This is a genomic window from Danxiaibacter flavus (assembly GCF_041060425.1).
Taxonomy (GTDB): Bacteria; Bacteroidota; Bacteroidia; order Chitinophagales; family Chitinophagaceae; genus Danxiaibacter; species Danxiaibacter flavus.
On sequence record NZ_JAULBC010000007.1, the window covers coordinates 345,884 to 369,098 of the forward strand.

The following is a 23,215-nucleotide window of genomic DNA, read 5'->3' on the forward strand; positions in this document are numbered from 1 at the left end:
ACCTTCAAAAGTCACCAAGCATCCCCCTTTACTACACAAACTTTTCCTTTATGAACAACACTATCACTACCAGCAAAATTCAGTGTCTCGATCTGAAAGGTCAACACCGGCAGATCAAGCAGGAAGTGTTTGACCTTTTTGAATATGTGTACGACAACAATGCATTTTCCGGCGGCCCGTTTGTAGAAAAGTTTGAAAAAGAATTCTCAGCATTTTGCAATACCAGTTTTGCTGTCGCTGTTAACAACGGCACATCTGCATTACATCTTGCACTGCTAACTTTAGGCATTGGCCCGAATGACGAAGTGCTTGTGCCGGCCAATACTTTTATAGCAACCGCATGGGCGGTTTCTTACACAGGTGCACGCCCGGTTTTTGTTGACTGCACCGCGGACACCTGGCAAATAGATGCATCTCTTTTGGAATCTAAAATTACCAGTCACACTAAAGCCATCATCGGCGTGCATTTATACGGCCAGCCTTTTGACGTGGATGCAGTTAAAACAATCTGCACCAGGCATAACTTATTCCTTCTTGAAGATGCGGCCCAGGCGCATGGGGCACTTTATAAAAACGAAAGCGTGGGCGCATTTGGAGAAATGGCCTGCTTTAGCTTCTACCCCGGCAAAAATCTTGGTGCATGCGGAGAAGGCGGCGGAATTACTACCAACAATGAAAATCACTACAGTCACTTATTAAGCTTAAGAAATCACGGTTCTAAATTTCGCTACTATCACGACGAACTGGGGTTCAATATGCGTATGGGCGGCATGGAAGCAGCTTCATTAATAGTAAAGCTGAAATACCTTGATGATTGGAACTGCAAACGCAGGCAGATTGCAAAAAGATACCAATCTGAAATAAAGAACCCGCGCATCAGGCTACAATATCAGCCGGATTGGAGTAGCTCGGTTTATCACCTTTTTGTGATCACGACCCCGGACAGAGATCAGCTAATTAACTATCTAAACAACAACAACATATTTCCGGGATTACACTATCCTGTTCCGTGCCATCTACAAAAAGCATATCAGCATTTGAATTATCAGCATGGGGATTGTCCTAACGCTGAATATCTTTCCCAACACTGCTTATCGCTTCCAATTTATGCGGAATTGCAGGAGAACGATGTGGATCATGTGATACAAATACTCAACAATTATTAAAATGGCAATAAAGAACCTCCTGATCTTTCCATTTAACGGAAACGGAAGAGAAGCCATTGACGCAATTGATCCATCCGAGTACAAACTCATTGGATTTATTGATGATGACGGAGAAAAACAGTCAGATAACTACGAAATCTTCTCAAGGGAGATTCTAAAAAAATTCCCGGAAATGTACTTATTGGCTGTACCGGGAAGCCCAACATCCTTTAGAGAAAGGACATCAATAATAAGTTCATTTAATGCAAAAAACTTCGCAACCGTTATACACCCCCAAGCCTCGATAGGCAGAGATGTAAAAGTTGGCTATAACTGTCTTATTATGGCAGGTGTGGTTATCACAGCAAATGCACTCATTAAGAATCATGTTTGCATACTTCCCAATTCTGTCGTACATCACGATTCAATTATTGAAGACTACACGTTGATTGGCAGCGGGGTAGTAATAGCAGGAAATGTTACAATAGGACAATCATGTTATATAGGCAGCGGCACTAATATTAAAAATGGTATACATGTCGGCAACTTATCGCTGATTGGGTTGGGCAGTAATGTCATCAGCAATATTGAAGCCAACTCAGTAGTTGCGGGAAATCCGGCATCAGGTATTCATCGCAGTTCAAATCAATTGCAGCTATAATGTTATGATAAAGCTTAGTGTGATCATTCCGGTTTTTAACGAAGAAGAAAATATTGAGTTCCTGGTAAATGAACTGAATATTTACTTTGGCACGCATAAAAATTTTTCAGCGGAGATTATTTTTGTAAACGATGGCTCGTCAGACCGGTCGCTTGTTAAACTAAAAAACGCGAGACACAGTTTCTATAATTTCCGCATTGTAAGTTTTTCCAAAAATTTTGGCTCACACGCTGCAGTACGTGCCGGCATTTTAAATGCACAGGGCGATTATATTACATTTATGTATGCTGATCTGCAGGATCCGCTATCGCTTATCAATCGCATGCATGAAGAAATAATAAAGAGTGAAGCAGATATTGTATGGGCGTGGCGCGCCTCTGTGCAATCAGGCAAGAAGGAAAAATTGTTCTCTCAAATGTATGCCTATCTCATGCGCAAATATGCGGTTGGCAATTTTCCCGAAAAGGGTTTTGATGTAGTAATGTTCACTAAAAAAGTAAGAACGCTGCTAAATAAGAATATCGAAAACAACTCTTCCATTTTTATACAAATACTCAACCTGGGTTTTAAACAGTCCGGCATTACTTATAATAAGCAGGAAAGACAGGCAGGAAACTCAAAATGGACCTTATCCAAAAAAATAAAACTGCTGATCGATTCATTTGTTTCATTTTCATTTGCGCCCATCAGGCTTGTGTCAATGGTAGGCATTTGCTTCTTTATCGTAGGTATTGCATGGTCACTATACATAGTAGCAAGAAAACTGATCTATAATGACCTTGCAAGTGGCTGGCCCGCACTTATCTCCATACTAACAGTAGGCTTTGGCATTACAAATATTTCACTGGGCATACTTGCAGAATACTTGTGGCGGACACTGGATGCCAGCAGAAACAGACCTGTATTTGTTGTTGATGAGATCTTTGAGGGCCTTCAGAACGAAGACCATTTAGAAACCGAAAATTATTACCAGCTTAACGAAGGTTTATGAAAACAACGCTTGCCAACGCTAAGATCCTTGTAACCGGTGGTGCGGGATTTATTGGTTCATATGTCGTAAAACTATTGCTGAAAAATGAGGCCTCATCAGTTGTTATTCTTGACAATTTATGCAGAGGCAGTCATGAGAACATGCGCAACTTTATATCCGATCCGAGGGTAACATTCGTGGAAGGCGATATAAGGAATAAAGAATTACTGGAAGCATGCATTCACGGCACTGATTATATTTTTCACATGGCGGCATTACGAATCAATGCCTGCGCAGCAAATCCTTCCGATGGTTTTGATGTAATGATTAAGGCTACATTCGAGCTTGCACAATTATGTGTAAAGCATCATGTAAAAAAAGTGATCTACAGCTCCAGTGCATCGGTGTATGGATTAGCCCAACACTTTCCTACACCTGAAACTGACAATCCCTACGACAATCAGACGTTTTATGGCGCCGCAAAACTCTGGGGCGAGCAGTTGTTCCGCAATTACTTCTTTATGTATGGATTAGACTATGTTGCTCTTCGGTACTTCAACGTATATGGTCCCGGTATGGATACTGATGGGAAATACACAGAAGTCATGATCAAGTGGCTGGATTGCATCCACAATAACAAAAATCCGTTGATATATGGTGATGGAAGCACTACAATGGACTTTGTGTATGTGAAGGATGTGGCCGAAGCTAATGTACGTGCATTGCTATCTGACATCACTGATGAAACATTCAATATCGGAACCGGTGTTGAAACCAGCCTTAAGGAGTTGCTGGAACTTATGCTTAAAGTAAACGACTCGACACTTCAACCGGAATTCCGTGAACAAAACCTGGTCAACCCGGTAAGCAGAAGACGCGCAGACACAACCAAGGCTGCTAATATGCTAGGCTTTCAGGCATCATTTTCAATTGAAAACGGCCTGGCTGACTTAAGCAAATGGTACTTCCAAAGAAAGACGCAATATGTTACCGACTAGCCCTCTTTCTTAAAAGTCAGTACAGTTACTTATGATACCAATTGCAAAACCATTTTTAGCGGAGGAAGAAGCACAGGCTGCTTATGACACCATACTTACGGGATGGATAACACAAGGCCCGAAAGTACAGGCGTTCGAAGCACAATTTGCTACATATACCGGAGCTAAATACGCAGTTGCAGTCTCCAATTGTACAACTGCCCTTCACCTGGCAATGATAGTGGCAGGCATAGGTAAAGACGATGAAGTGATCTGCCCTTCTATGAGCTACATTGCTACAGCCAATGCGATAACATATGTTGGAGCAGTACCCGTTTTTGCAGAAGTGCAAAGAGGCACCTATAATCTTGACCCCGTAGATGCTGAACAGAAGATCACTTCAAAAACAAAAGCAATATTATTGGTTCACCAGATTGGCCTGCCGGCAGATATTGATGCTTTTACAACCCTTTGCAACAGATATAATCTCCAATTGATTGAAGATGCAGCCTGCGCGGCAGGCTCTTCTTATAAGGGGAAAAGAATTGGTTCTCATTCTTCGCTGGTTTGTTTTTCATTTCATCCAAGGAAAGTGATTTCCACCGGGGACGGAGGAATGATAACGACCAGCGACGAGAACCTGTACAACAGATTGAAATTATTGCGCCAGCACGGCATGTCCGTAAATGACAGAGTGAGACACGAATCAACTCAATTGATTTTCGAGGATCACATTGAAATAGGATACAACTACAGAATGACCGATATACAAGCTGCAGTAGGCATTGAGCAATTAAAAAAACTGGATTGGATTGTTACTGAACGCAGAAAAATAGCCTATGCATACAATGAAGCATTCAAAGATATTGATTGCATTTCTCTTCCTTTTGAAAGCGACGGATACTTCTGCAATTACCAGTCTTATTGCATTTATCTGCAGCCGGGTTGTCACATTAAAAGAAACGACCTGATGCAACAACTGCTCGATAAAAAAATCGCAACCAGGAGAGGCGTTATGAATGCCCACAGGGAAACCGCATACAGGGAACTATACAGAAATGCATCATTACCGGTATCTGAAAACCTGCAGGACAATTCCATAATGCTCCCGCTATTCGTACCAATGAGCAAAGAAGAAATAGATTATGTAATAGATACATTCCTGTCGCTCTTATCAGCGCAAAAGAATCTTATTGCTCCTATTGAAGAACCTGCAATCACCTGAACAGGCAACAATGACTATTACTATTACCAGGAAACATTTTAGCGCATTGCAGGAAAAGCTTAAGCGGCATGCCCCTTTGTTTGCAAAATTCTTTAGCGGGCATATTGCTGTGCAAGTACTTAATATGCTCAACGGCTTTTTATTGCTGAGGTGGTTGAACATAGAAGACATTGCCATATTCAGCATGCTCTTTAGCATTCAAACTGTAATGAACAGCATCAGTGATTTGGGTTTTAGCGGCAGCATTGTTGCTTTAACAGGTGAAAAATACAGGGATAAAAAAGTATTGGGTGCATACATGGCTGCAGCACGCCATCTCAGAATGCTGTTTTTCGCCGTTATTGCAGCTATAACCCTGTTAATTGCTCCTTTTTATCTGAATAACCAGGCGGTAAACAGCTACCAGATGTGGGGCGGTTTTTTCGCCATTATTGCAACTGTTTACTGGCAGGCAGACTGCAGCATATATACAGCCCCGTTATTGATTCATAAAAAGCTAACTGCTTATTACCGGCCACAGATAATTTCTTCTGCACTTAGAATAGCAGTGAACTATGCGCTTTTCTCTTTTAATGTGATAAACGCTTTATCTGTACTGTTAATTAACGGTCTTATTATTTTATACATCGGGAGACGAAACAAAAAAAACGCCGCAGGTTATTATGAAAAGAATGTGTCAAACGAAGCCGCCAGGAAAGAAATATTAAGATACCTCTATCCTATTATGCCAAGCAATATTTTCAATGCTTTTTTCGGGCAAATCCAGATTCTTATCATTACTTACTTTGGCAACCTGCGCAACATTGCAGAAGTTGCTGCGTTGGGAAGAATTTCACAACTCTTCCTTTTTCTTTCTGCAATAAATCTCACGATCATTGAACCGGCAATCGCTAAATCAACAAATGAGGCACTGCCAAGGAAATACATGTTCGTCGTGTTTGTGGCATTAATCATTGCTACGGGCATTACATGGACGTCCTACGCATTTCCCTCCGTTTACCTTGCAGTGCTTGGCCGCAAGTATGCACACCTGCAGCAGCAGCTGGTATGGCTGATCGCCGGCGCATCGGTAAATTTTGTATCAACAACCATGTGGACGATGAGCAGCGCACGAAAATGGGTATTCTGGTGGGGAACAATCGCTTATATCACTGCAGTAGTTGCCTGTCAGCTGGCCGGCGTTTACAAACTTGACCTGTCTGCTACAACCGGTGTACTTCAACTTTCCCTGATAACAGCCATAGCTGTATTACTGGTACAGCTCAGCATAACGATCGTTGGCTTTACGAAAGACAACAGGTACTACCGTACCCTTTATTTTCAAAATACCTGAACATGTTCACACGCATCGTGTACAAAATTGTCTTCGCCGCCAACAGGAGAATTCAGCAACAACAGATGAAGAGAAACAATGCCCTGCTCAAGTATTGCGGATCAAAAGTTTTTATACATCCCTCCTGTCATATCCTCGTGCCGCAGCAAATGGAAATTGGCGATAACAGCTCAATTTCGTCTTATACAACCATCTATGCAGCATTTGGTGTTAAGATTGGCTGTAACTGCCTTATTTCAAGTAACTGCGGCATATCTTCTATCAATCACATAATGGACTCGACCAACAGGATACGGGACGACCGAGAGGGTAATTTTTGCAGACCGGTGATCATTGGTGATAATGTGTGGATCGGAATGAATGTTTGCGTGCTTCCCGGCGTGCAAATTGGCGACAATGCAATTATAGGCGCAGGAAGCGTGGTCACAAAAGACGTTCCTCCAAATGAAATATGGGGAGGCAATCCGGCGCGCCTGCTTAAAAAACTCAATATCTAACCAATGCAACTTTCGAAGATCATTACTTTAGCAAACAGGAAGACGCGGTTGTCATTTCTGGCAATGGAACGTTCTTTAAGAGCAAGCGGATGCAACTTACCGTTATGGGTAATACCTTATGATGATAACACTTTTGAGCTACCCGAAAACAGCAAATGGTGGCAAATTCCAATTGTAATATCATGGACTATCCAGAATAATATATGGCCCGCTTTAAGAAAAATACAATGTCTTACCACAGAGAACTACCAATTTGTTGACAGTGATGTAATTTTTTTTAAAAATCCCGAACAGGTATTAAGAGATTACACCGGCTTTGTAACATCCTGTACACACTGGAACAATCCCGGCCACACATATACAACAGAAACGCTGCGTTACCTCAGATCTAAAACAAGCACGTGGCCCAGGATGGTATTTAACAGCGGCCAGTGGGCATGTGACAGAAAGCTTTACGATAGTGAGTCGATGATCTACTTTTGCGAACATTTTTATACTGATACGCTGTTTACAAAAACACAGATCTACAAAGATCAGGCAGCAATTAACCTGCTTGTTAACTATTGTGACGTACCTATTACAAATTTAACACTGCCACCTACGAACATGGAAAGTACATGGGCCGGTGATTACCAGACTGAAGAGTTCTTTAGCCTGTTTGAAAAAAAAGACAAACCCTACCTGATCCATTGGGCCGGCACTCCTGTCCAAAACCAGTGCTTTATTAACCAGTTCATTTACAAAAATCTTACGGCAGGAGAACAGGCCGAGTTCATATTAAATGAACAACAAAAACAATTGCAGAAAAAGACAATTCAAAAGCTAATACATAAGCTAACCAAATTTGCCTTGTAATCTTTTAAGATGGAGATTTCTGTTGTAATACCAACCTGCAATCGTGCAGGCTTGCTGCAAAGGTGCCTGAACCTTTTGCATCCGTCTGTTCAAAAACCAACATACTGCAGCTATGAAATCATTGTAACAGATGATAGCAGTGATATATTTACAAAGCAACTCGTTACAGAAAATTATCCATGGGTAAAGTGGTATGCAGGCCCGGGCAAAGGGCCTGCCGCCAACAGAAATAACGGTGCCGCAAGAGCTAAAGGTAACTGGATCGTCTTTATTGACGACGACTGCATTCCCGATGAGCACATTATACGATGTTATAAAAGGGCCATAGAGCAAAATCCAGATATAATGGCGTTTGAAGGCGCGATTTTACCGGACAACTGGTCGTTATTAAGAAGAGATTTATCAGAATGCCCCGTCAACATCGGCGGCAATTTATTCTGGAGTGCAAATATTTGCATTAATGCGGCCTTGTTCTGGCAGATTAAAGGCTTCAATGAAAACTACCGGATAGCAGCACAGGAAGATCAGCAAATGAAACTGGACATAGTGCATTACAAAAAGAAAGAAATAAAATTTTTGCCCCAGTGCCAGGTAGTTCACCCGGTTCGGTTCACCTCAATAGGACGACAATTAAAAAAAATTCCGGCTGCATCAAAAAACTATGCTGTATATGCTTACAAAAACAGAGAAGTTCTCCATTATGAAAACCTGTCAGCGTTCATAAGCGAACAAACAAAATTTCATTTGAGAAATGCCTTCAGGCAAATGAAAACCAGGAAATTCAGATCAATGCTTGTATCGCTTGCATGGGTCGTGTATGGTGTTCCTTTAAATATAATCAACCTTCAAAAGCAAAAAGGACTGGTTTGAACATATTGTTTTTACATTCCGGCATACCCAACTACGTTACGGATGGGCTTTTTCATGGACTCAGATCCATTAATGGCATTAACGTGGTCGACATACCGCGGATTGATTATATGTATACTGATGCAAGCTGTAAAGACCTGGAAAAAACGGGAAGCAAAGGCAACACGTTATATCATTTACTGACTGAAGCTGAAGAGATAAAAGGGATGCGCACGTATTGGCAGGCGGACCTGGACGACTATGATTTTATTATTTTCAACGACATCTTTCATTTATGTGACCAGTTCCATTATATCTATAATTCACTCAAGCCTTCAAAACGCAATAGCATTTGTATTATAGATGGTTACGATGCCGCATCTATGTTTCCGTTTATACGCAATTCCTTCAACCTTAAAATAAGACCCTGGTCCTATTTCTATAAAACAAAAAAAGTAAAATATTTTAAGCGGGAGTTTGTAGATGTTGCAAGCCTGTTCGGTTTATCGAAAGAATGTTTTCCCCGTTGCCACAAATTATTCTCAAAAATATTTAACCGCCCGGTAAAATTATTTCCGATTTCGATGTCTATTCCTGAGGAACATGTCGAATATATTCCCATGGCTGAAAAATCAACAACATTTATACGATACAATGTCGATGAGGAATTGGGTGATTTGCTACCCAACACAACGGTGGCCGAATTAGGCAAATGGCAACCAGCCTTTAGCAATCAACAGCAATACTACGATGAAATAAGAAATTCGATGTTTGGCATTACGGCGAAACGGGCAGGCTGGGATTGCCTGAGACATTATGAGTATGCAGCGAAAGGCGCTATACTATGTTTTAAAAACCTTGAAAAAAAAGACCCTTTATGTGCACCTTTGGCGCTCAACGAAACCAATTGTATTCCATATTCAGGAAAAACAGACCTGCTAAGTAAAATCACGAAAATGTCTTTCGCACAGCTTCAGGATATTCAGGCTGAACAATATAAATGGGTTAATGAACATACAACAAAAAATGCAGCTTACCGCTTTTTGGAACGTCTTCAATCCGATTTGCGCTAAGCACCCTTTACAATTAAAAAAACAAACAAAATTATCCTTCCGGATAAGACCGAAACTTTCATGAAAATTATCTTTCTGTGTGGTTCGATGCAACCGGGAAAGGACGGTGTAGGCGATTATGTGAGGTGTTTAAGTGATAAAGTAATTACGCAGGGACACAGCGTAGCCGTAATTGCCTTAAATGATAAACATGTAGACGTTGCCGATGAAACCATTCAAAAAACAAACAGTCACAAGCTAAGGGTGCTGCGTTTACCTTCAAACACATCACTTAAAAGAAGACTCGGACAGGCTTTAAATTGGATCAATGACCAGGATCCGGACTGGCTAAGCATACAGTTTGTTCCGTATGCCTTTCAGGAAAAAGGAATGCCGTTTGTTTTTGTTCAGCATATCAGAAAGCTTGCCGGAACAAGAAAAACACACATCATGTTTCACGAGACCTGGGTTGGCAACAATAAGCTTAAACTCAGGATCATACTGCGGATTCAGCAATTCCTGATTAAGAAAATGGTGGATCGGATAAATCCGCTGGTCATCCATACCCATCTCCCATTAAATGCATGGCGTTTACAAAAAATGGGATACAGACCATTAAAGCTGCCATTGTTCTCAAATATTCCGGTAAAGAAAGAAACAGCGATTGCTGAAAAAAAAATATTCAGGATCGGTCTTTTCAACCAGGTGCAACAAAACGATACAATCGCCAATTTCCTCACCCGCATCGGATGGGAAGCAATATTGGACGGTCTTAAACCGGAAATACTCATTATGGGAGGTGCGGATGCCGAATTGAGAGCTTTCGGAGACTTCGCATCAGGATTAAAACCCTATTGGAATGCAGTGACTTATACAGGCTTTCTTGATGAAGATTCGTTATCGGAAAAGCTGCAAACCTGCCATTTGGGATTAACACCAGTTCCAAGACATATACTTGGAAAGAGCGGAAGTGTAGCAGCATTTATTTCACACGGTATTCCAGTCGCGGCCCCGATTGTAAGCAAGGGACAAAGATCCGATGACATCGGCTTCTTCTCGCCGGAACTTTGGGCTGCGATATTAACCCAACCTAACCTTCAAAACATGCGAAAATTAAAGTCCGCTGCAAAACATGCCGCACACAATATCCAGGTAAGTGCAATTTCGAAAAAATTTCTCGCAGACCTCGAAAATGCCTCCCGGGACTGTTATTAAACTTTCGTCGCTAAACCTGCAAAGAAATAAATACTTGCTACAATGAGACAAGAAATAACTGTGGTAATACCGGTTTATGGACAATGGCAACTTGTACAGCGAAACATTGATAGCCTTCTGACATACGAAAAAGAAAACATCAAAGAAATAATTATCATTGACGATTGTTCTAAAGAACCAAATACCTGCACCATTAATGACGGGCGAATTAAAATCTTCAAAACACCCGTAAATCTTGGATATACGGGAACAGTAAATTTTGGCTTAAAAAAGGTAAGAACAGACATTATTGTTCTGCTCGATTCAGATGCCTATGTAAAAAATGCTTTTATAGAAAAGCTTTTAGCTTACTACGACGATAAAACCGTAGGCTGCGTGGGTTTTGCAACAACGGATGATGATGGTTATGAAACAGGAAGTCATCAATATGAACCCACGGTTGCAGGATTGGTAATGGGCCAGGCGATGGAATTTAAATTTAGTTTTTTAAGATCATCAAAAAACATACTGCCCTATTCTTGTGCCGTAAGTTTTAGAAGATCATGTCTTGAAGATCTCAACTATTTTGATGACACATTATTTAAAGTACTGGAAGCTGACAATGATCTCTGTATGCGCATTCACCGCTCAAAATGGAAACTGCTTTTCACAAAGGATATTGTAATCTGCCACAAAGGCGGCAATTCTTACAAGATCGATTCTGAACGTGTGTTGCTATTTTATCAAAGCCGCTGGAACCTGCTAAAAAAACACAGGCAGATAAAGTCTCCCGCATTTGTAAAAAGAATGATGCAATTGAGGGTATTAATAGAAATAGTAGTACTAAAATTACTTGTTCTCACCAGCAATTCCAGACAAGCTTACCAGGATAAGCTCAATGGCAGAAAATTACTGCTAAAGCAAATTGCTTTATATAATTAAGATTATGCCTCCAATGCCTTTAAAAATATTGTTTTTATCGCACCGGTTTTACCCGGACATTGGTGGCATTGAAACCATCGCAGAAATACTTGCGCAAAGCTTCGTTTGCAAAGGCAACGATGTGAAACTGGCTACATGGTCAATTGATCCTTCAGAAAAAAAATTCGGCTTCCCGGTTTATCGAAACCCCAATCTGCCGCAATTGATCAGGCTACATAAATGGGCGGACGTTGTTTTTGAAAATAATGTGTGCCTTCGTTTATCCTGGCCCGCATTTCTGCTAAAAAAGATATCTGTAGTGTCACTGCAAACATGGGTTTCAAGGTTAGATGGCTCTATTAAACTGCCGGACAAACTTAAATTCCTGTGGCTAAAGCGCGCGGGCAAAGTTATAGCATGCAGCAACGCGGTAAAAGAACGTTGCTGGCCGGATGCAATTGCCATCGGCAATCCATACAGGGAAAGCATTTTTCGCGAGTTACCGGATATAAAACGAGATAAAGATTTTGTATTTCTAGGCAGACTGGTATCAGACAAGGGCGCAGACCTGGCCATTAAAGCTATAAGTAAACTTGTAGTATCCGATCAATATTCGCAAGACAACAATATTAAGCTGAGTATTGTTGGTGACGGACCGGAACGAAAACATCTTGAACAGCTTAGCACAGATCTCGGTTTGCAAAATCACGTTTGCTTTACCGGTTCCCTAACAGGCGACACACTCGTTCATTTTCTTAACAGACATAAATACATCATCATTCCTTCACTGTGGGAAGAACCATTTGGCGTGGTTGCGCTTGAAGGAATGGCGTGTGGCTGCCTGCCTGTATTCTCAGATGGAGGGGGCCTGAAGGATGCAGTTGGCGGCGCCGGGATCAGTTTTGAAAGAGGCAATGTTGATTCACTTGCCGATGCGTTAAAAGAAGTTATAACAAATACGAATTTAAAAACGGAATTGACAGTTGCTGCAGAAAGACATTTAAAAAAGCACTCCTCCATAGCCGTTTCCGGCAAATACCTGGAAATTTTTGAGGAAGCAATGTCCGGGTGCAATAAAAAACAACTCACAAAAATCATAGCATAAGTAAAGATTTAAACAGCAGGATAAAGCACGTTTTCGCCGTAACAGCAAGCAGCTTACTGCCTGTATTGCCCGTTTTTATCCGTTCAACTTAATATGAAACTGATTATTTCACATCCGACAGGCAACGCAAACGTCCGTGCTGCAACGTTGGGATTTGCAAAAGCTGCTTTGCTTTTTAAATATTATACAACCATTGCTACATTCCCGGACAGCTGGTTGTCGGCCCTGGCAAACATACCTTTGTTTAAAGAAGCAAAGCGAAGAGAACTGGATGCAGTTTTGCGGCCATTCACAAGTTTATGGCCATGGCGGGAAATAGGTCGCCTGGCTGCTTCAAAAGCCCAATTAACAAAATTGAATGCCTGTGAAAAATCGTTTTTTAGTATTGATGCAGTCTACAGAAATCTTGACAAACATGTAGCATCAAAATTATCTGGCTGTTCACGTAAAGATGTTAAAGCGGTATATGCTTATGAAGATGGAGCAGCAAACATTTTTTTAGAAGCAAAGCATCTTAACCTTCAATGCCTGTACGATCTGCCTATCGGCTATTGGCGCACTGCAAGAAAGCTGATGGCGGGGGAAGAGGAACGATGGCCGGGGTGGTTTAACACAATCACAGGCTTTAGTGATTCACCGGAAAAACTTAACAAGAAAGATCGCGAGTTAACGAAGGCTGATCACATATTTGTTGCAAGTAGTTTTACAGCCGGGACTTTAAGAGACTTTCCCGGTACACTGGCACCGGTACACGTTATACCTTATGGCTTTCCACCGGTAGTTACTGATCGTGTCCGCGTTAATAAAAATACTTATCAGCCATTGAAAATTCTATTTGTAGGTAGTCTGTCGCAGCGCAAAGGAATTGCTGATCTCTTTCATGTAGTTGATCAGTTAAAACAGCACGTGCAACTAACTGTTGTGGGACAAAAAGTAACCAATGATTGCGAACCACTCAACAAAGCACTCGACGCGTGTCAATGGATCCCCGCGCTGGCACATAATCATATTCTTCAATTGATGAGAGAACACGATGTACTTGTTTTTCCCTCATTGTTTGAAGGTTTCGGACTCGTAATTACAGAAGCTATGTCTCAGGGCACTCCTGTAATAACAACCAATCGCACTGCAGGCCCTGATCTTATACAACATGGAGAGAACGGATGGCTTTTTGAGGCAGGCCATACAAATGCATTAAGAGAAAACATCGAATATATTTTAGAGCATCCTTCCTCTTTAAAACGTACCGGAGAGGCTGCGTTACAAACAGCAGCAAAAAGACCGTGGGAACAGTACAGCACAGAGCTAGCAGATGCAGTTAAACAATGTATAGCCTGACTATTTATCATGATTTATCAGGAAGAACATGTATATCGTTGCACATAAAAAAACAAAAGGTGCCGGTTTCATTCCTGGCACGCTACCGCGGGATGAGAATGCTGCAATAATATCGGCCGTAAAAAAAGCCATTTGGCTATATTACTTGTTGCTGATTTTTGAAGGGGCATTAAGAAAATGGATCCTGCCTCCTCTTGCAACACCGCTATTGCTTGTAAGAGACCCTGTTGCCTGTTATCTGATATTTATGGTCTGGCACCACAAGCTTGTTAGATTGAGTCCATCGGTAGCCGTAGTATCATTTATTGGAATAGCCGCCATTTATTCGGCTGTTTTCATGGGGCACGGAAACCTTTGGGTAGCTCTATTCGGTGCGAGAATTATGCTTCTGCACTTCCCTGTGATTTTTATCATTGCCCAAATACTAACGCGAAAAGACATTATACAAATGGGAATAGTTACTATGTGGATCTCGATTCCCATGGCACTACTAATAGCCAGCCAGTTTTACAGCCCGCAAAGTGCGTGGATCAATCGCGGTCTTGGAGGCGACATCAACGGCGCCGGATTTGATGGCGCTATGGGTTATTTCAGACCACCCGGTACATTCTCATTCACCAATGGCATTACACTTTTTTACGGATTTGACGCATGTTTTCTTTTTTATTTTTTACTCAACCAGAAAGAAGTGAATAAACTGTTGCTTGCCGGTGCCACACTTGCACTTCTTGCAGCAATTCCGCTGTCTATCAGCAGAGGCCTGTTTTTCCAGGTTCTTACCTGTACGGCATTTACACTGATGGCCATCTCGAGAAAGCCACAATATATAGGCCGAATATTATTGGCTGCATTAATTGGCACACTTGCATTACTGCTTCTGAATAAAGCCAGCTTTTTTCAAACGGCTACGGCCGCTTTTACAGACAGATTCACCACAGCCAGCGAACATGAAGGCGGGTTGCATGGAACGCTGAATGACCGGTTCCTGGGCGGTCTTATCCTGCAGTTATCAGAGGCGTTTAACAATCCGTTTTTCGGATACGGAATAGGAATGGGAACGAATGCAGGGAGCCAATTACTCGTCGGCAACCGGAGCTTTTTAATCGCGGAATCAGAGTGGGGAAGATTGTTTGGAGAGTTGGGCGCCGTGATGGGAATAATAATTATAATGGTGCGCCTGTCCATTTGCCTTAAAATGCTTTTTGGCGCCTATCGCAAATTAGCTACAGGAGATCTGTTACCATGGATCATGCTGAGCTTTTCACTGATCGCCATCGGGCAGGGCGGATGGGCTCAACCGACGTCTATGGGATTCAGTATTATTTGCGGCGGCGTCGCACTTGCTTTGGTCAAACGTGAAAAAGAAAAGAAAGCAGACATTGAAAGGCCGGTGCGAAAAATAAATCCCCAACACTAAATCAACAAATTTGAACATAATTATTTTCTCTCACCCGCTTTTCTTTTCATCTAACAGCATGCCGAGGTATACAAGGATGATAGCACAGGAAATGCGTAACCGCGGACATGATGTGGAAGTCTGGATACCTGAAGCTCACACCGTAAACTGGACGCATTTAGGGTACTTAAAAAAATGGCTTGGATATATTGATATGTACCTGTTATTTCCTGCTGAAGTAAAAAAAAGATTGAAACACACACCTGCCAAAACACTTTTTGTTTTCTCCGATCAGGCACTGGGCATGTGGGTGCCGCTCGTAGCGAACAGACCACATATTATCCACTGCCACGACTTTATGGCGCAAAAATCAGGAATGGGACTACTGGCAGAGCACCACACTTCATGGACCGGAAAAATCTATCAGCGCATGATCAGGAATGGATATTCAAAAGGCAGGCATTTCATTTCCGTATCATACAATACAGCAAAGGATCTGCAAAATATGCCCGGATGCAAACCGGAAACATCTTCGGTGGTGTACAATGCAGTTTCACCGGATTTTAAAGCATTAAATAAACAGGAAGCACGTGTGCATGTTGCCGGGCAAATTAAACTCCAAAGCGAAATAAACCTCAGCCAGGGATACCTGTTGCATGTAGGAAACAATGCATGGTACAAGAACCAGCAAGGTGTTCTCCAGATTTATAACGCATGGCGAAAGCTAAGTAAACCAGCCTTGCCATTGGTAATAGTTGGCAACAAGCCTGATAATATTGACAGCTTAAATGAACCAATTATCAACCTGTGGAAAAATGATATAATTTTTATAACGGGAATATCTGATCAGTTACTTGCAAAAATATACGGAGGCGCATCTATGCTGCTTTTTCCTTCGCTGGAAGAGGGATTTGGCTGGCCAATTGCGGAAGCGATGGCTTGCGGTTGCCCGGTTATTACAACCAACAAATCACCAATGAACGAAGTGGGCGGTGACGCTGCATGGTACATTCCACGGATGCCCTCTACGACTAACACCATAAAACAATGGGCGTGCAATGCGGCAATTACCGTTAATACTATTCTTTCTTTAAGCAAGGAGCAAGAGATTTCGGCAACAAAGGCCGGACTGTTGAATGCAGAACGGTTCACGCTTCCGGTTATGATGGACGCAATTGAAAAAATATACGGCAATACATTAGGGTGCTACATGAAAAGCAAGTTGCCCAAACGTGCACCTCAAACATTCTAACTCCTTTATATGCATATCCTGCATTTAATTGCAAGTATGGATCCTCGTGGCGGTGGACCAAGCGCCGGAATCCGCAATTTAATTCCGGCACTCGAAACATTGGGCATAACCGGCGAAGTAACGTGCCTGGACAAGCCGGATGAACGCTTTATTAAAAATGACCCTTTCACAACATATGCACTTGGTCCGGCAGAGAAAAAATGGTGCTACAGTCAAAAGCTTCAGCCATGGCTGCTAAATAACCTGCATAACTATGATGCAGTACTTCTTCACGGCTTATGGCTTTACCCCGGGTACGCGGTATCATCGGTTATAAAGAAAATAAAAAGACGGCAGCAGGAAGGCTCTAATAAAATCCCAAAAGTTTTCATTATGCCGCATGGTATGCTTGACCCCTATTTTCAACGCGCTACCGAACGAAGACTCAAAGCAGTTCGCAACTGGTTGTACTGGAAATTAATTGAAAGAAAAGTGGTGAACGATGCTGATGGAATTTTCTTTACGTGCGATGAGGAGCAGTTACTTGCCAAACGCTCGTTTGCCGCATATGCCCCTAAAACCGAAACCAATATTGGCTGCGCGGTTGAAGCACCACCTGCTTTAAACAAAAGAATGCGCCGGTCTTTCCTGGAAATATGTACAGGATTAAGCGACGCACCATACTTACTTTATTTTGCGCGCATCCATGAAAAGAAGGGCATTGACTTGCTGCTTAATGCCTTTAAAACTTTTAAACACGAAACAATTAATAGAAAAGCTGCGCTTCCTAAAATTGTCATTGCAGGTCCCGGGATTGAAACCACATATGGTCAGAAAATTCGCTCACTTACAGATAATGATCCCTTTCTAAAGAGCAATGTGTTTTTTACCGGGATGCTCGCCGGTGATGCCAAGTGGGGAGCGTTGTACGGGTGCGAGGCGCTTGTTTTGCCAAGCCACCAGGAAAACTTCGGCATTGCAGTTGTTGAAGCGCTTGCCTGCTGCAAGCCGGTACTCATTTCTGACAAAGTAAATATCTGGCGTGAAATAAATGCTGCTAATGCGGGGATCATAAAGACCGATTCACTCACGGGGGTAGTTGAACTGCTTTCAGAATGGTTCAACACATCCCCACAGTCAAAAAGGAACATGGGATTTAATGCAGCCAATCTTTATCACAGTCATTTTAACGTCGAGCAAGCTGCTTCGCGATTTAAAGCTGCTCTCTGCTAAAAGTATTAATAACAATCATTTTGAAAATAACCATTTTACAAGGCGCATTCTTTCCTGTTCCCGCCGTTAAAGGCGGCGCAGTTGAAAAAATATGGTATAAAATGGGAATAGAATTCGCAAAAGCCGGTCATAATGTAACACATGTCAGTCGCGCCTTTGGAGATATGCCAGACGAAGAAGTACGTTATGGTGTAAGGTATATTCGCGTGCGTGGTTATGAGTTTCCTTCTTCATTGGTTAAGATCAAAATTCTGGACTTTTTTTACACATTGCGTGCATTGAGAAAAGTTCCGAAAGACTCTGAGATCATCGTCACCAACACTTTTTGGGCACCTTTCATCCTAAGGAGAAATAAAGGTAGAAAAGTATATGTAAACGTCGAACGCGTGCCCAGGGGACAAATGAAGTTTTACAAACATGTCGGAATGCTTCGGGGCTCTTCACCCGTAATTTGCAGCGCAGTACAAAAAGAGCTTTCAGAACAATATCACCGGTTGGTAACATTCGTGCCCAATCCCGTGCCCTTCTCTCTCACAAACAACGCTCATGATAGAAATAAAACGATACTGTTTGTAGGTAGAATTCATCCTGAAAAAGGCGTGCATGTTTTGATTGAAGCATTTTCGATCCTTTCTGCTGAAGCAGCAAAAGACTGGCAACTGGTTATCACCGGACCATGGGAAACTTCAGAAGGCGGCGCCGGCGAGGAATACAAGAACAAGCTGATGCTTTCAGCTAAAAATCTTAATGTACAATTCACAGGACCAGTATTTAATGATGAATACCTCATCAACCAATATTCGCAGGCAAGTATTTTCTGTTATCCGGCGCAAAAAGGCAGTGGAGATGCAGCTCCGGTAGCGCCACGGGAAGCGATGGCCTGTGGCTGTGTTCCGGTGGTTTCCACATTGGAATGTTTTAGAGACATTATCAGTGATGGTGTGAACGGCTGTATATATGACGAATCTTCCACTAACCAGGCACACACGCTTGCAAAAACATTGCAACCACTTATGCAAGACACAGAACTGCTGCAAACCATGTCATCAAAAGCGAAACTTATATCCGAAATCTATTCAACAAAAGCCATAGCAAACAAATTCTTACATGATTTCGAAAATATCCGGACTACCAACAATTCCAGCAGCATATCATGAGCAAACATCCCCTTATGGAAGCCCATGGACAAAGCAAAGGAGAATAAAAATGTTGTTGTGGAACGTATGCTGGAGTTTGCTTTGTGTGTGGACGCCGAAGCCTGCAAACAGATGGCGGCTATTTTGGATGAAGCTGTTTGGTGCAAAAATTTATGGAACACCGTTTGTTCATCAGCGCGCACGCATTCAAATACCGTGGAACCTGACCATGCATCACCGCGCAACCCTCGGGGACAGAGCTAACGCATATTCTCTTGGACCAATTGAAATAGGCGAACACGCAACCGTTGCACAGGAAGCATATCTCTGTACCGGCACTCATGCATTTGATCAGCCTGCACACAATCTTGTAACAATGCCTATAATAATTGAACAATATGCTTTTGTAGGCGCAAGGGCGTTTGTCCTTCCGGGCGTAACAATCGGCAAACATGCAATTGTAGGCGCATGCAGCGTAGTAACAAAGAACGTTCTTCCCCATAGTGTAGTAAAAGGAAATCCAGCTAAATAAAAACACCTGCTGCTATTTTAAACAAACAGAATGTATTATGATCTCAGTAATTATTCTCACCAAGAACGAAGAGCTTGATTTAGACAAATGTTTAAAGGCAGTGCAATGGTCAAATGATGTGCATGTACTTGATTCAGGAAGTACTGATAGCACACTTAAAATAGCTGATCGGTATGCAGTCAATGTCTCCAGCAATGCCTTCAAAAGTTTTGGCCAGCAAAGAAATCATGCATTGGACAATCTTCCTCTAATCAACGATTGGATCTTGTTTATTGATGCAGATGAAATTGTTACAGACCCTTTCAGAATTGCGATTACAGAAGCTGTACAAAATGCCAACGAAAACATCGCAGGCTTTTATTGCTGCGCCAAATTAATGCTTGAAGACACCTGGTTAAAACGCTCAGACACTTTTCCCAAATGGCAATTCAGGTTAATGAGAAAAGGGAAGGCCAGGTTTACAGACTTTGGCCATGGTCAAAAAGAATATGAAGTTAATGGCGGGATAAAGTACATTAAAGAACCTTACCTGCATTATGGTTTATCTAAAGGATGGTACAAATGGATAGAGCGGCATAATACATATTCAAACCTGGAAGCCATTGTGAGACTGGATCATCGCCCTTCTTTCAAACATGTTTTCTCAAAACACGGAAGTATTCGAAACACGGCGCTAAAATGCCTGCTGAGCAAAATTCCTGTGTGGCCAGCAATTCGTTTTATGCATGCCTACTTTATAAACTTTGGTTTTATTGAGGGCATTCCGGGGCTACTGTATTGCATCAGCAATTCTTATTATGAGTTTATGATCCAGATAAAGATGCGCGAAATAAGACGGGCAAGAAAAAACATCGCAATAAATACAGTTAAAACCGAAACACTAACCCAATTCACCAACATTACCGCAACCAATAATGTAAATGAAGTTCCCGTAAGAATGCACTAATCCTACTATACCACGTTTCAATTTTAAACCGTTAAATATATGTTGAAAAAAATCGCCACCTATCTTCTCCCCGGCGCAGATGTTAAAGAAGAAAATAATTTATTGGTCACGCCCATTGATCCTAACAGGTCAAAAACGTTTTGGGCAAATTCGTATTATTTTAATCATCCTGAATGGGCCGAAGAATATCTTTTTTATTGTCACAGGAGCGATGAATTTATAGGACGGTGGAAAGCGGCAGTTGGTGACTGGTCCAACAAAATTGTTCTGGACATAGGCTGTGGTCCGGGAAATATTTTTGCCTCTCTTCAGGGAACTCCCAAATTACTGATCGGTGTTGACATAGCGCCAAAGTCTCTCGAAATGGCTGCAAAAATGGGTTACACGCCGCTTTTAGCAGACGCTGCGAACCTTCCATTCAAATCAGGGTTTGCAGACGTTGTAGCGTTAAATGCTGCGCTTCACCATTGTGATGATATGGAGACCGTGTTGAGAGAAGCAGCAAGATTGGTAAAACCGGGCGGATTACTGGTTACCGACCACGATCCTCAGCTGAGCGCATGGAACTACAAAGGTTTGGCAAAATTACTCTGGAACAGCCGGCTGATATGGTATAAGATCATTGGACATGGATTTCATAAAACAACTAATCAGCAATACTGGGGGCTAGCTTGCGAAACACATCATAAACCGGGCGATGGTGTAACAAAAGAACTTTTCAAAAACACACTGGAAACAAAAGGGTTTTCTGTAAGAGTATTTCCCCACAATCACAATATTGGTGCAGAAATATTGCAAGGCAAAAAAGATAAAGCCGCTTTTAAATACAGGCTTGGAAATGTTTTGTCAGGAAGAAATCCCAATAGCGAAAAAAGCGCTCTTTCACTAATGTGCGTTGCAAAGAAATCAGCCACATACAACGAACCGGCTTTTGAATAGCAATGAGGTGTAAGGTTTCAGGCATCAGGTGTCAGGAGTAAGTTTTCAGGTGTAAGTCACTCCTTGCACTTCAGGCTAATTTTCACTAAAGTTATCAACCCACTTTCAATAAGCTTTTCGGCTATAAAACAACTGCAATGAACAGCCGCTTTATATATCACCTGCAGGTTGTGCTTTTTCTTCTTGACCTGGTAGTTTGTGGAAGTCTTTTCGTAACAGAATATTTTTTATTAAAAGGAACAATATTCTTTCCTGAGGCTAACTTTTTCGAAAATGGAATCTGCTTGCTTTTTATCTGGATCTCTATTACTTACACTGTGCACGTGTATAATGCCGATCAAATAATTTCATTTTACAGCCTGGTGCAAAAAACCAAAAGGAGCTTTTTATATTTTGTTATTGCTTCTGTATTTTTTTCCCTGCTTCTCAAGGCTATTCACATACCGCTTGGCGCAGTAATATATTTCACCTGTTCACTTTTTATTTCACTAGCGATAAACAGAATACTATATCTTGGCGTATATAGCTATTATAGCAAACAAAAACATATTCTTAGTAACGTTGTAGTAATTGGCTTCAACAGTCTTTCAAAAAAAATTATTGAGTCGCTCGAAAGGTCAGCAGTCAACAAAAAGATCATCGGCATTTGCGACGAGCCGGAGAACCAACAGGAACTGTTCCACTATCCCATCATCAGCAGTATCACGGATACGATAGAAACATGTAAAAAGCTACATGTTACCGAAATATATTCAAGCATTGCTCCTGAGCAGAATTCAGCTATTTATCATCTTATAGAAGAAGCGGAACAACACTGCATACATTTCCGCATAGTACCGGATATGAGTGTTTTTTTTAAGCAACAGTTTCATATGGATTATATGCATGGCATGCCGGTAATATCTCTACGTAAAGAACCATTAGAAGACTTGAGCAACCGGATCTTAAAACGATTGTTTGATATTTTATTTAGCCTGGCAGTTATGATCTTCATTCTTTCATGGTTGATGCCACTCATCGGCATTTTAATACTTATGGATTCCGAAGGCCCCATCTTTTTCATACAGATGCGCAGCGGCAAAAATCTCCTGCCGTTTCCCTGTATTAAATTCAGAAGCATGAGAGTCAATAACTCTGCGAATGAGAAACAGGCTACTAAAAACGATGAGCGCTTTACCCGGTTAGGAAAGTTTCTCCGTCATACTAACCTGGACGAGTTTCCGCAATTCTTAAATGTATTAAAAGGTCAGATGAGCATCGTTGGTCCGCGTCCGCACATGCTTAAACACACAGAACAATATTCTCAGAACCTGCATCAATATATGTCAAGACATCTCGTAAAACCGGGCATAACCGGCTGGGCCCAGATAAACGGATACAGAGGGGAAATTACATCTGCAGATAATTTACGGAACAGGATCCGGTACGATCTGCAATACCTGGAAAACTGGAGTATCTGGCTTGATCTGAAAATAATTCTTCTAACAGTCATAAACACAATTAAAGGCGACAAAAATGCATTCTAGACCTGCATATTTTTATTCATGAGAACACGGTTTTATTTGTCATGAAGAATGGGGCGTAGAGCCTTCGGGCTTCGCGTCCCTCTTTTAAACCTGCTGCCATTTATCGCCACCACTCCTTATTTACGTGTGCACTATCTCTTACGTTTTAAAAAAC

Annotated in this window: 21 protein-coding genes and 1 pseudogene; all 22 read left to right on the forward strand. The window is 41.8% G+C overall.

The genetic code is table 11. The features are described from left to right. The first annotated feature begins 50 nt into the window (after positions 1–50). The 22 genes and pseudogenes from QTN47_RS20745 (at position 51) to QTN47_RS20850 (ending at position 23,061) form a co-directional block, all read left to right on the forward strand. Positions 51–1,166, forward strand: a complete 1,116-nt coding sequence (locus QTN47_RS20745; RefSeq protein ID WP_369331339.1) for a DegT/DnrJ/EryC1/StrS family aminotransferase — start codon at positions 51–53, stop codon at positions 1,164–1,166. A gap of 1 nt (position 1,167) precedes the next feature. Beyond that, a complete protein-coding gene (locus QTN47_RS20750) occupies positions 1,168–1,806 on the forward strand; it encodes a NeuD/PglB/VioB family sugar acetyltransferase (RefSeq protein WP_369331340.1) in 639 nt (212 codons plus the stop codon). Between the two features lie 4 nt (positions 1,807–1,810). Then, positions 1,811–2,797, forward strand: a complete 987-nt coding sequence (locus QTN47_RS20755) for a glycosyltransferase (RefSeq protein WP_369331341.1) — start codon at positions 1,811–1,813, stop codon at positions 2,795–2,797. Beyond that, positions 2,794–3,774 (forward strand): NAD-dependent epimerase/dehydratase family protein, encoded by a 981-nt coding sequence (locus QTN47_RS20760; protein ID WP_369331342.1) that lies wholly within the window; start codon positions 2,794–2,796, stop codon positions 3,772–3,774. The genes QTN47_RS20755 and QTN47_RS20760 overlap by 4 nt, the downstream gene beginning before the upstream one ends. Before the next feature lie 31 nt (positions 3,775–3,805). Beyond that, positions 3,806–4,978 (forward strand): DegT/DnrJ/EryC1/StrS family aminotransferase, encoded by a 1,173-nt coding sequence (locus QTN47_RS20765; protein WP_369331343.1) that lies wholly within the window; start codon positions 3,806–3,808, stop codon positions 4,976–4,978. Positions 4,979–4,988: 10 nt separating this feature from the next. Further along, positions 4,989–6,311 (forward strand): lipopolysaccharide biosynthesis protein, encoded by a 1,323-nt coding sequence (locus QTN47_RS20770; RefSeq protein WP_369331344.1) that lies wholly within the window; start codon positions 4,989–4,991, stop codon positions 6,309–6,311. Between the two features lie 329 nt (positions 6,312–6,640). Beyond that, positions 6,641–6,790 (forward strand): annotated as a pseudogene (locus tag QTN47_RS27990) (DapH/DapD/GlmU-related protein); the annotation flags it as partial. A gap of 21 nt (positions 6,791–6,811) precedes the next feature. Beyond that, positions 6,812–7,663, forward strand: a complete 852-nt coding sequence (locus tag QTN47_RS20780) for a hypothetical protein (protein ID WP_369331346.1) — start codon at positions 6,812–6,814, stop codon at positions 7,661–7,663. A gap of 9 nt (positions 7,664–7,672) precedes the next feature. Beyond that, complete coding sequence (locus tag QTN47_RS20785; protein WP_369331347.1) at positions 7,673–8,533, forward strand: glycosyltransferase family 2 protein; 861 nt, start codon at positions 7,673–7,675, stop codon at positions 8,531–8,533. Further along, positions 8,530–9,585, forward strand: a complete 1,056-nt coding sequence (locus QTN47_RS20790) for a hypothetical protein (protein WP_369331348.1) — start codon at positions 8,530–8,532, stop codon at positions 9,583–9,585. The genes QTN47_RS20785 and QTN47_RS20790 overlap by 4 nt, the downstream gene beginning before the upstream one ends. Positions 9,586–9,645: 60 nt before the next feature. Beyond that, positions 9,646–10,779 carry a glycosyltransferase family protein gene (locus QTN47_RS20795; RefSeq protein ID WP_369331349.1) on the forward strand — a complete coding sequence of 378 codons (1,134 nt, stop codon included), beginning with the start codon at positions 9,646–9,648 and terminating at the stop codon, positions 10,777–10,779. Between the two features lie 42 nt (positions 10,780–10,821). Next, positions 10,822–11,700 (forward strand): glycosyltransferase family 2 protein, encoded by an 879-nt coding sequence (locus QTN47_RS20800; protein ID WP_369331350.1) that lies wholly within the window; start codon positions 10,822–10,824, stop codon positions 11,698–11,700. Between the two features lie 13 nt (positions 11,701–11,713). After that, complete coding sequence (locus QTN47_RS20805; protein ID WP_369331351.1) at positions 11,714–12,784, forward strand: glycosyltransferase family 4 protein; 1,071 nt, start codon at positions 11,714–11,716, stop codon at positions 12,782–12,784. A gap of 93 nt (positions 12,785–12,877) precedes the next feature. Next, positions 12,878–14,122 carry a glycosyltransferase family 4 protein gene (locus QTN47_RS20810; RefSeq protein WP_369331352.1) on the forward strand — a complete coding sequence of 415 codons (1,245 nt, stop codon included), beginning with the start codon at positions 12,878–12,880 and terminating at the stop codon, positions 14,120–14,122. Positions 14,123–14,150: 28 nt separating this feature from the next. Beyond that, a complete protein-coding gene (locus QTN47_RS20815; protein ID WP_369331353.1) occupies positions 14,151–15,539 on the forward strand; it encodes a hypothetical protein in 1,389 nt (462 codons plus the stop codon). A 10-nt stretch (positions 15,540–15,549) separates the two neighbouring features. Continuing rightward, positions 15,550–16,770 carry a glycosyltransferase family 4 protein gene (locus QTN47_RS20820; protein ID WP_369331354.1) on the forward strand — a complete coding sequence of 407 codons (1,221 nt, stop codon included), beginning with the start codon at positions 15,550–15,552 and terminating at the stop codon, positions 16,768–16,770. 9 nt (positions 16,771–16,779) lie between these two features. Further along, on the forward strand, positions 16,780–17,982 hold the full coding sequence (locus tag QTN47_RS20825; protein WP_369331355.1) for a glycosyltransferase: 1,203 nt from the start codon (positions 16,780–16,782) through the stop codon (positions 17,980–17,982). Positions 17,983–18,002: 20 nt separating this feature from the next. After that, positions 18,003–19,139 carry a glycosyltransferase gene (locus QTN47_RS20830; RefSeq protein ID WP_369331356.1) on the forward strand — a complete coding sequence of 379 codons (1,137 nt, stop codon included), beginning with the start codon at positions 18,003–18,005 and terminating at the stop codon, positions 19,137–19,139. After that, the gene (locus tag QTN47_RS20835) at positions 19,090–19,650 is read left to right on the forward strand and encodes a DapH/DapD/GlmU-related protein (protein ID WP_369331357.1); all 561 of its coding nucleotides are present in this window, start codon (positions 19,090–19,092) and stop codon (positions 19,648–19,650) included. The genes QTN47_RS20830 and QTN47_RS20835 overlap by 50 nt, the downstream gene beginning before the upstream one ends. A 37-nt stretch (positions 19,651–19,687) precedes the next feature. After that, the gene (locus QTN47_RS20840; RefSeq protein ID WP_369331358.1) at positions 19,688–20,596 is read left to right on the forward strand and encodes a glycosyltransferase family 2 protein; all 909 of its coding nucleotides are present in this window, start codon (positions 19,688–19,690) and stop codon (positions 20,594–20,596) included. Between the two features lie 39 nt (positions 20,597–20,635). Further along, the gene (locus QTN47_RS20845) at positions 20,636–21,535 is read left to right on the forward strand and encodes a class I SAM-dependent methyltransferase (protein WP_369331359.1); all 900 of its coding nucleotides are present in this window, start codon (positions 20,636–20,638) and stop codon (positions 21,533–21,535) included. Positions 21,536–21,672: 137 nt separating this feature from the next. Then, a complete protein-coding gene (locus QTN47_RS20850; RefSeq protein WP_369331360.1) occupies positions 21,673–23,061 on the forward strand; it encodes an undecaprenyl-phosphate glucose phosphotransferase in 1,389 nt (462 codons plus the stop codon). Positions 23,062–23,215 lie beyond the last annotated feature (154 nt).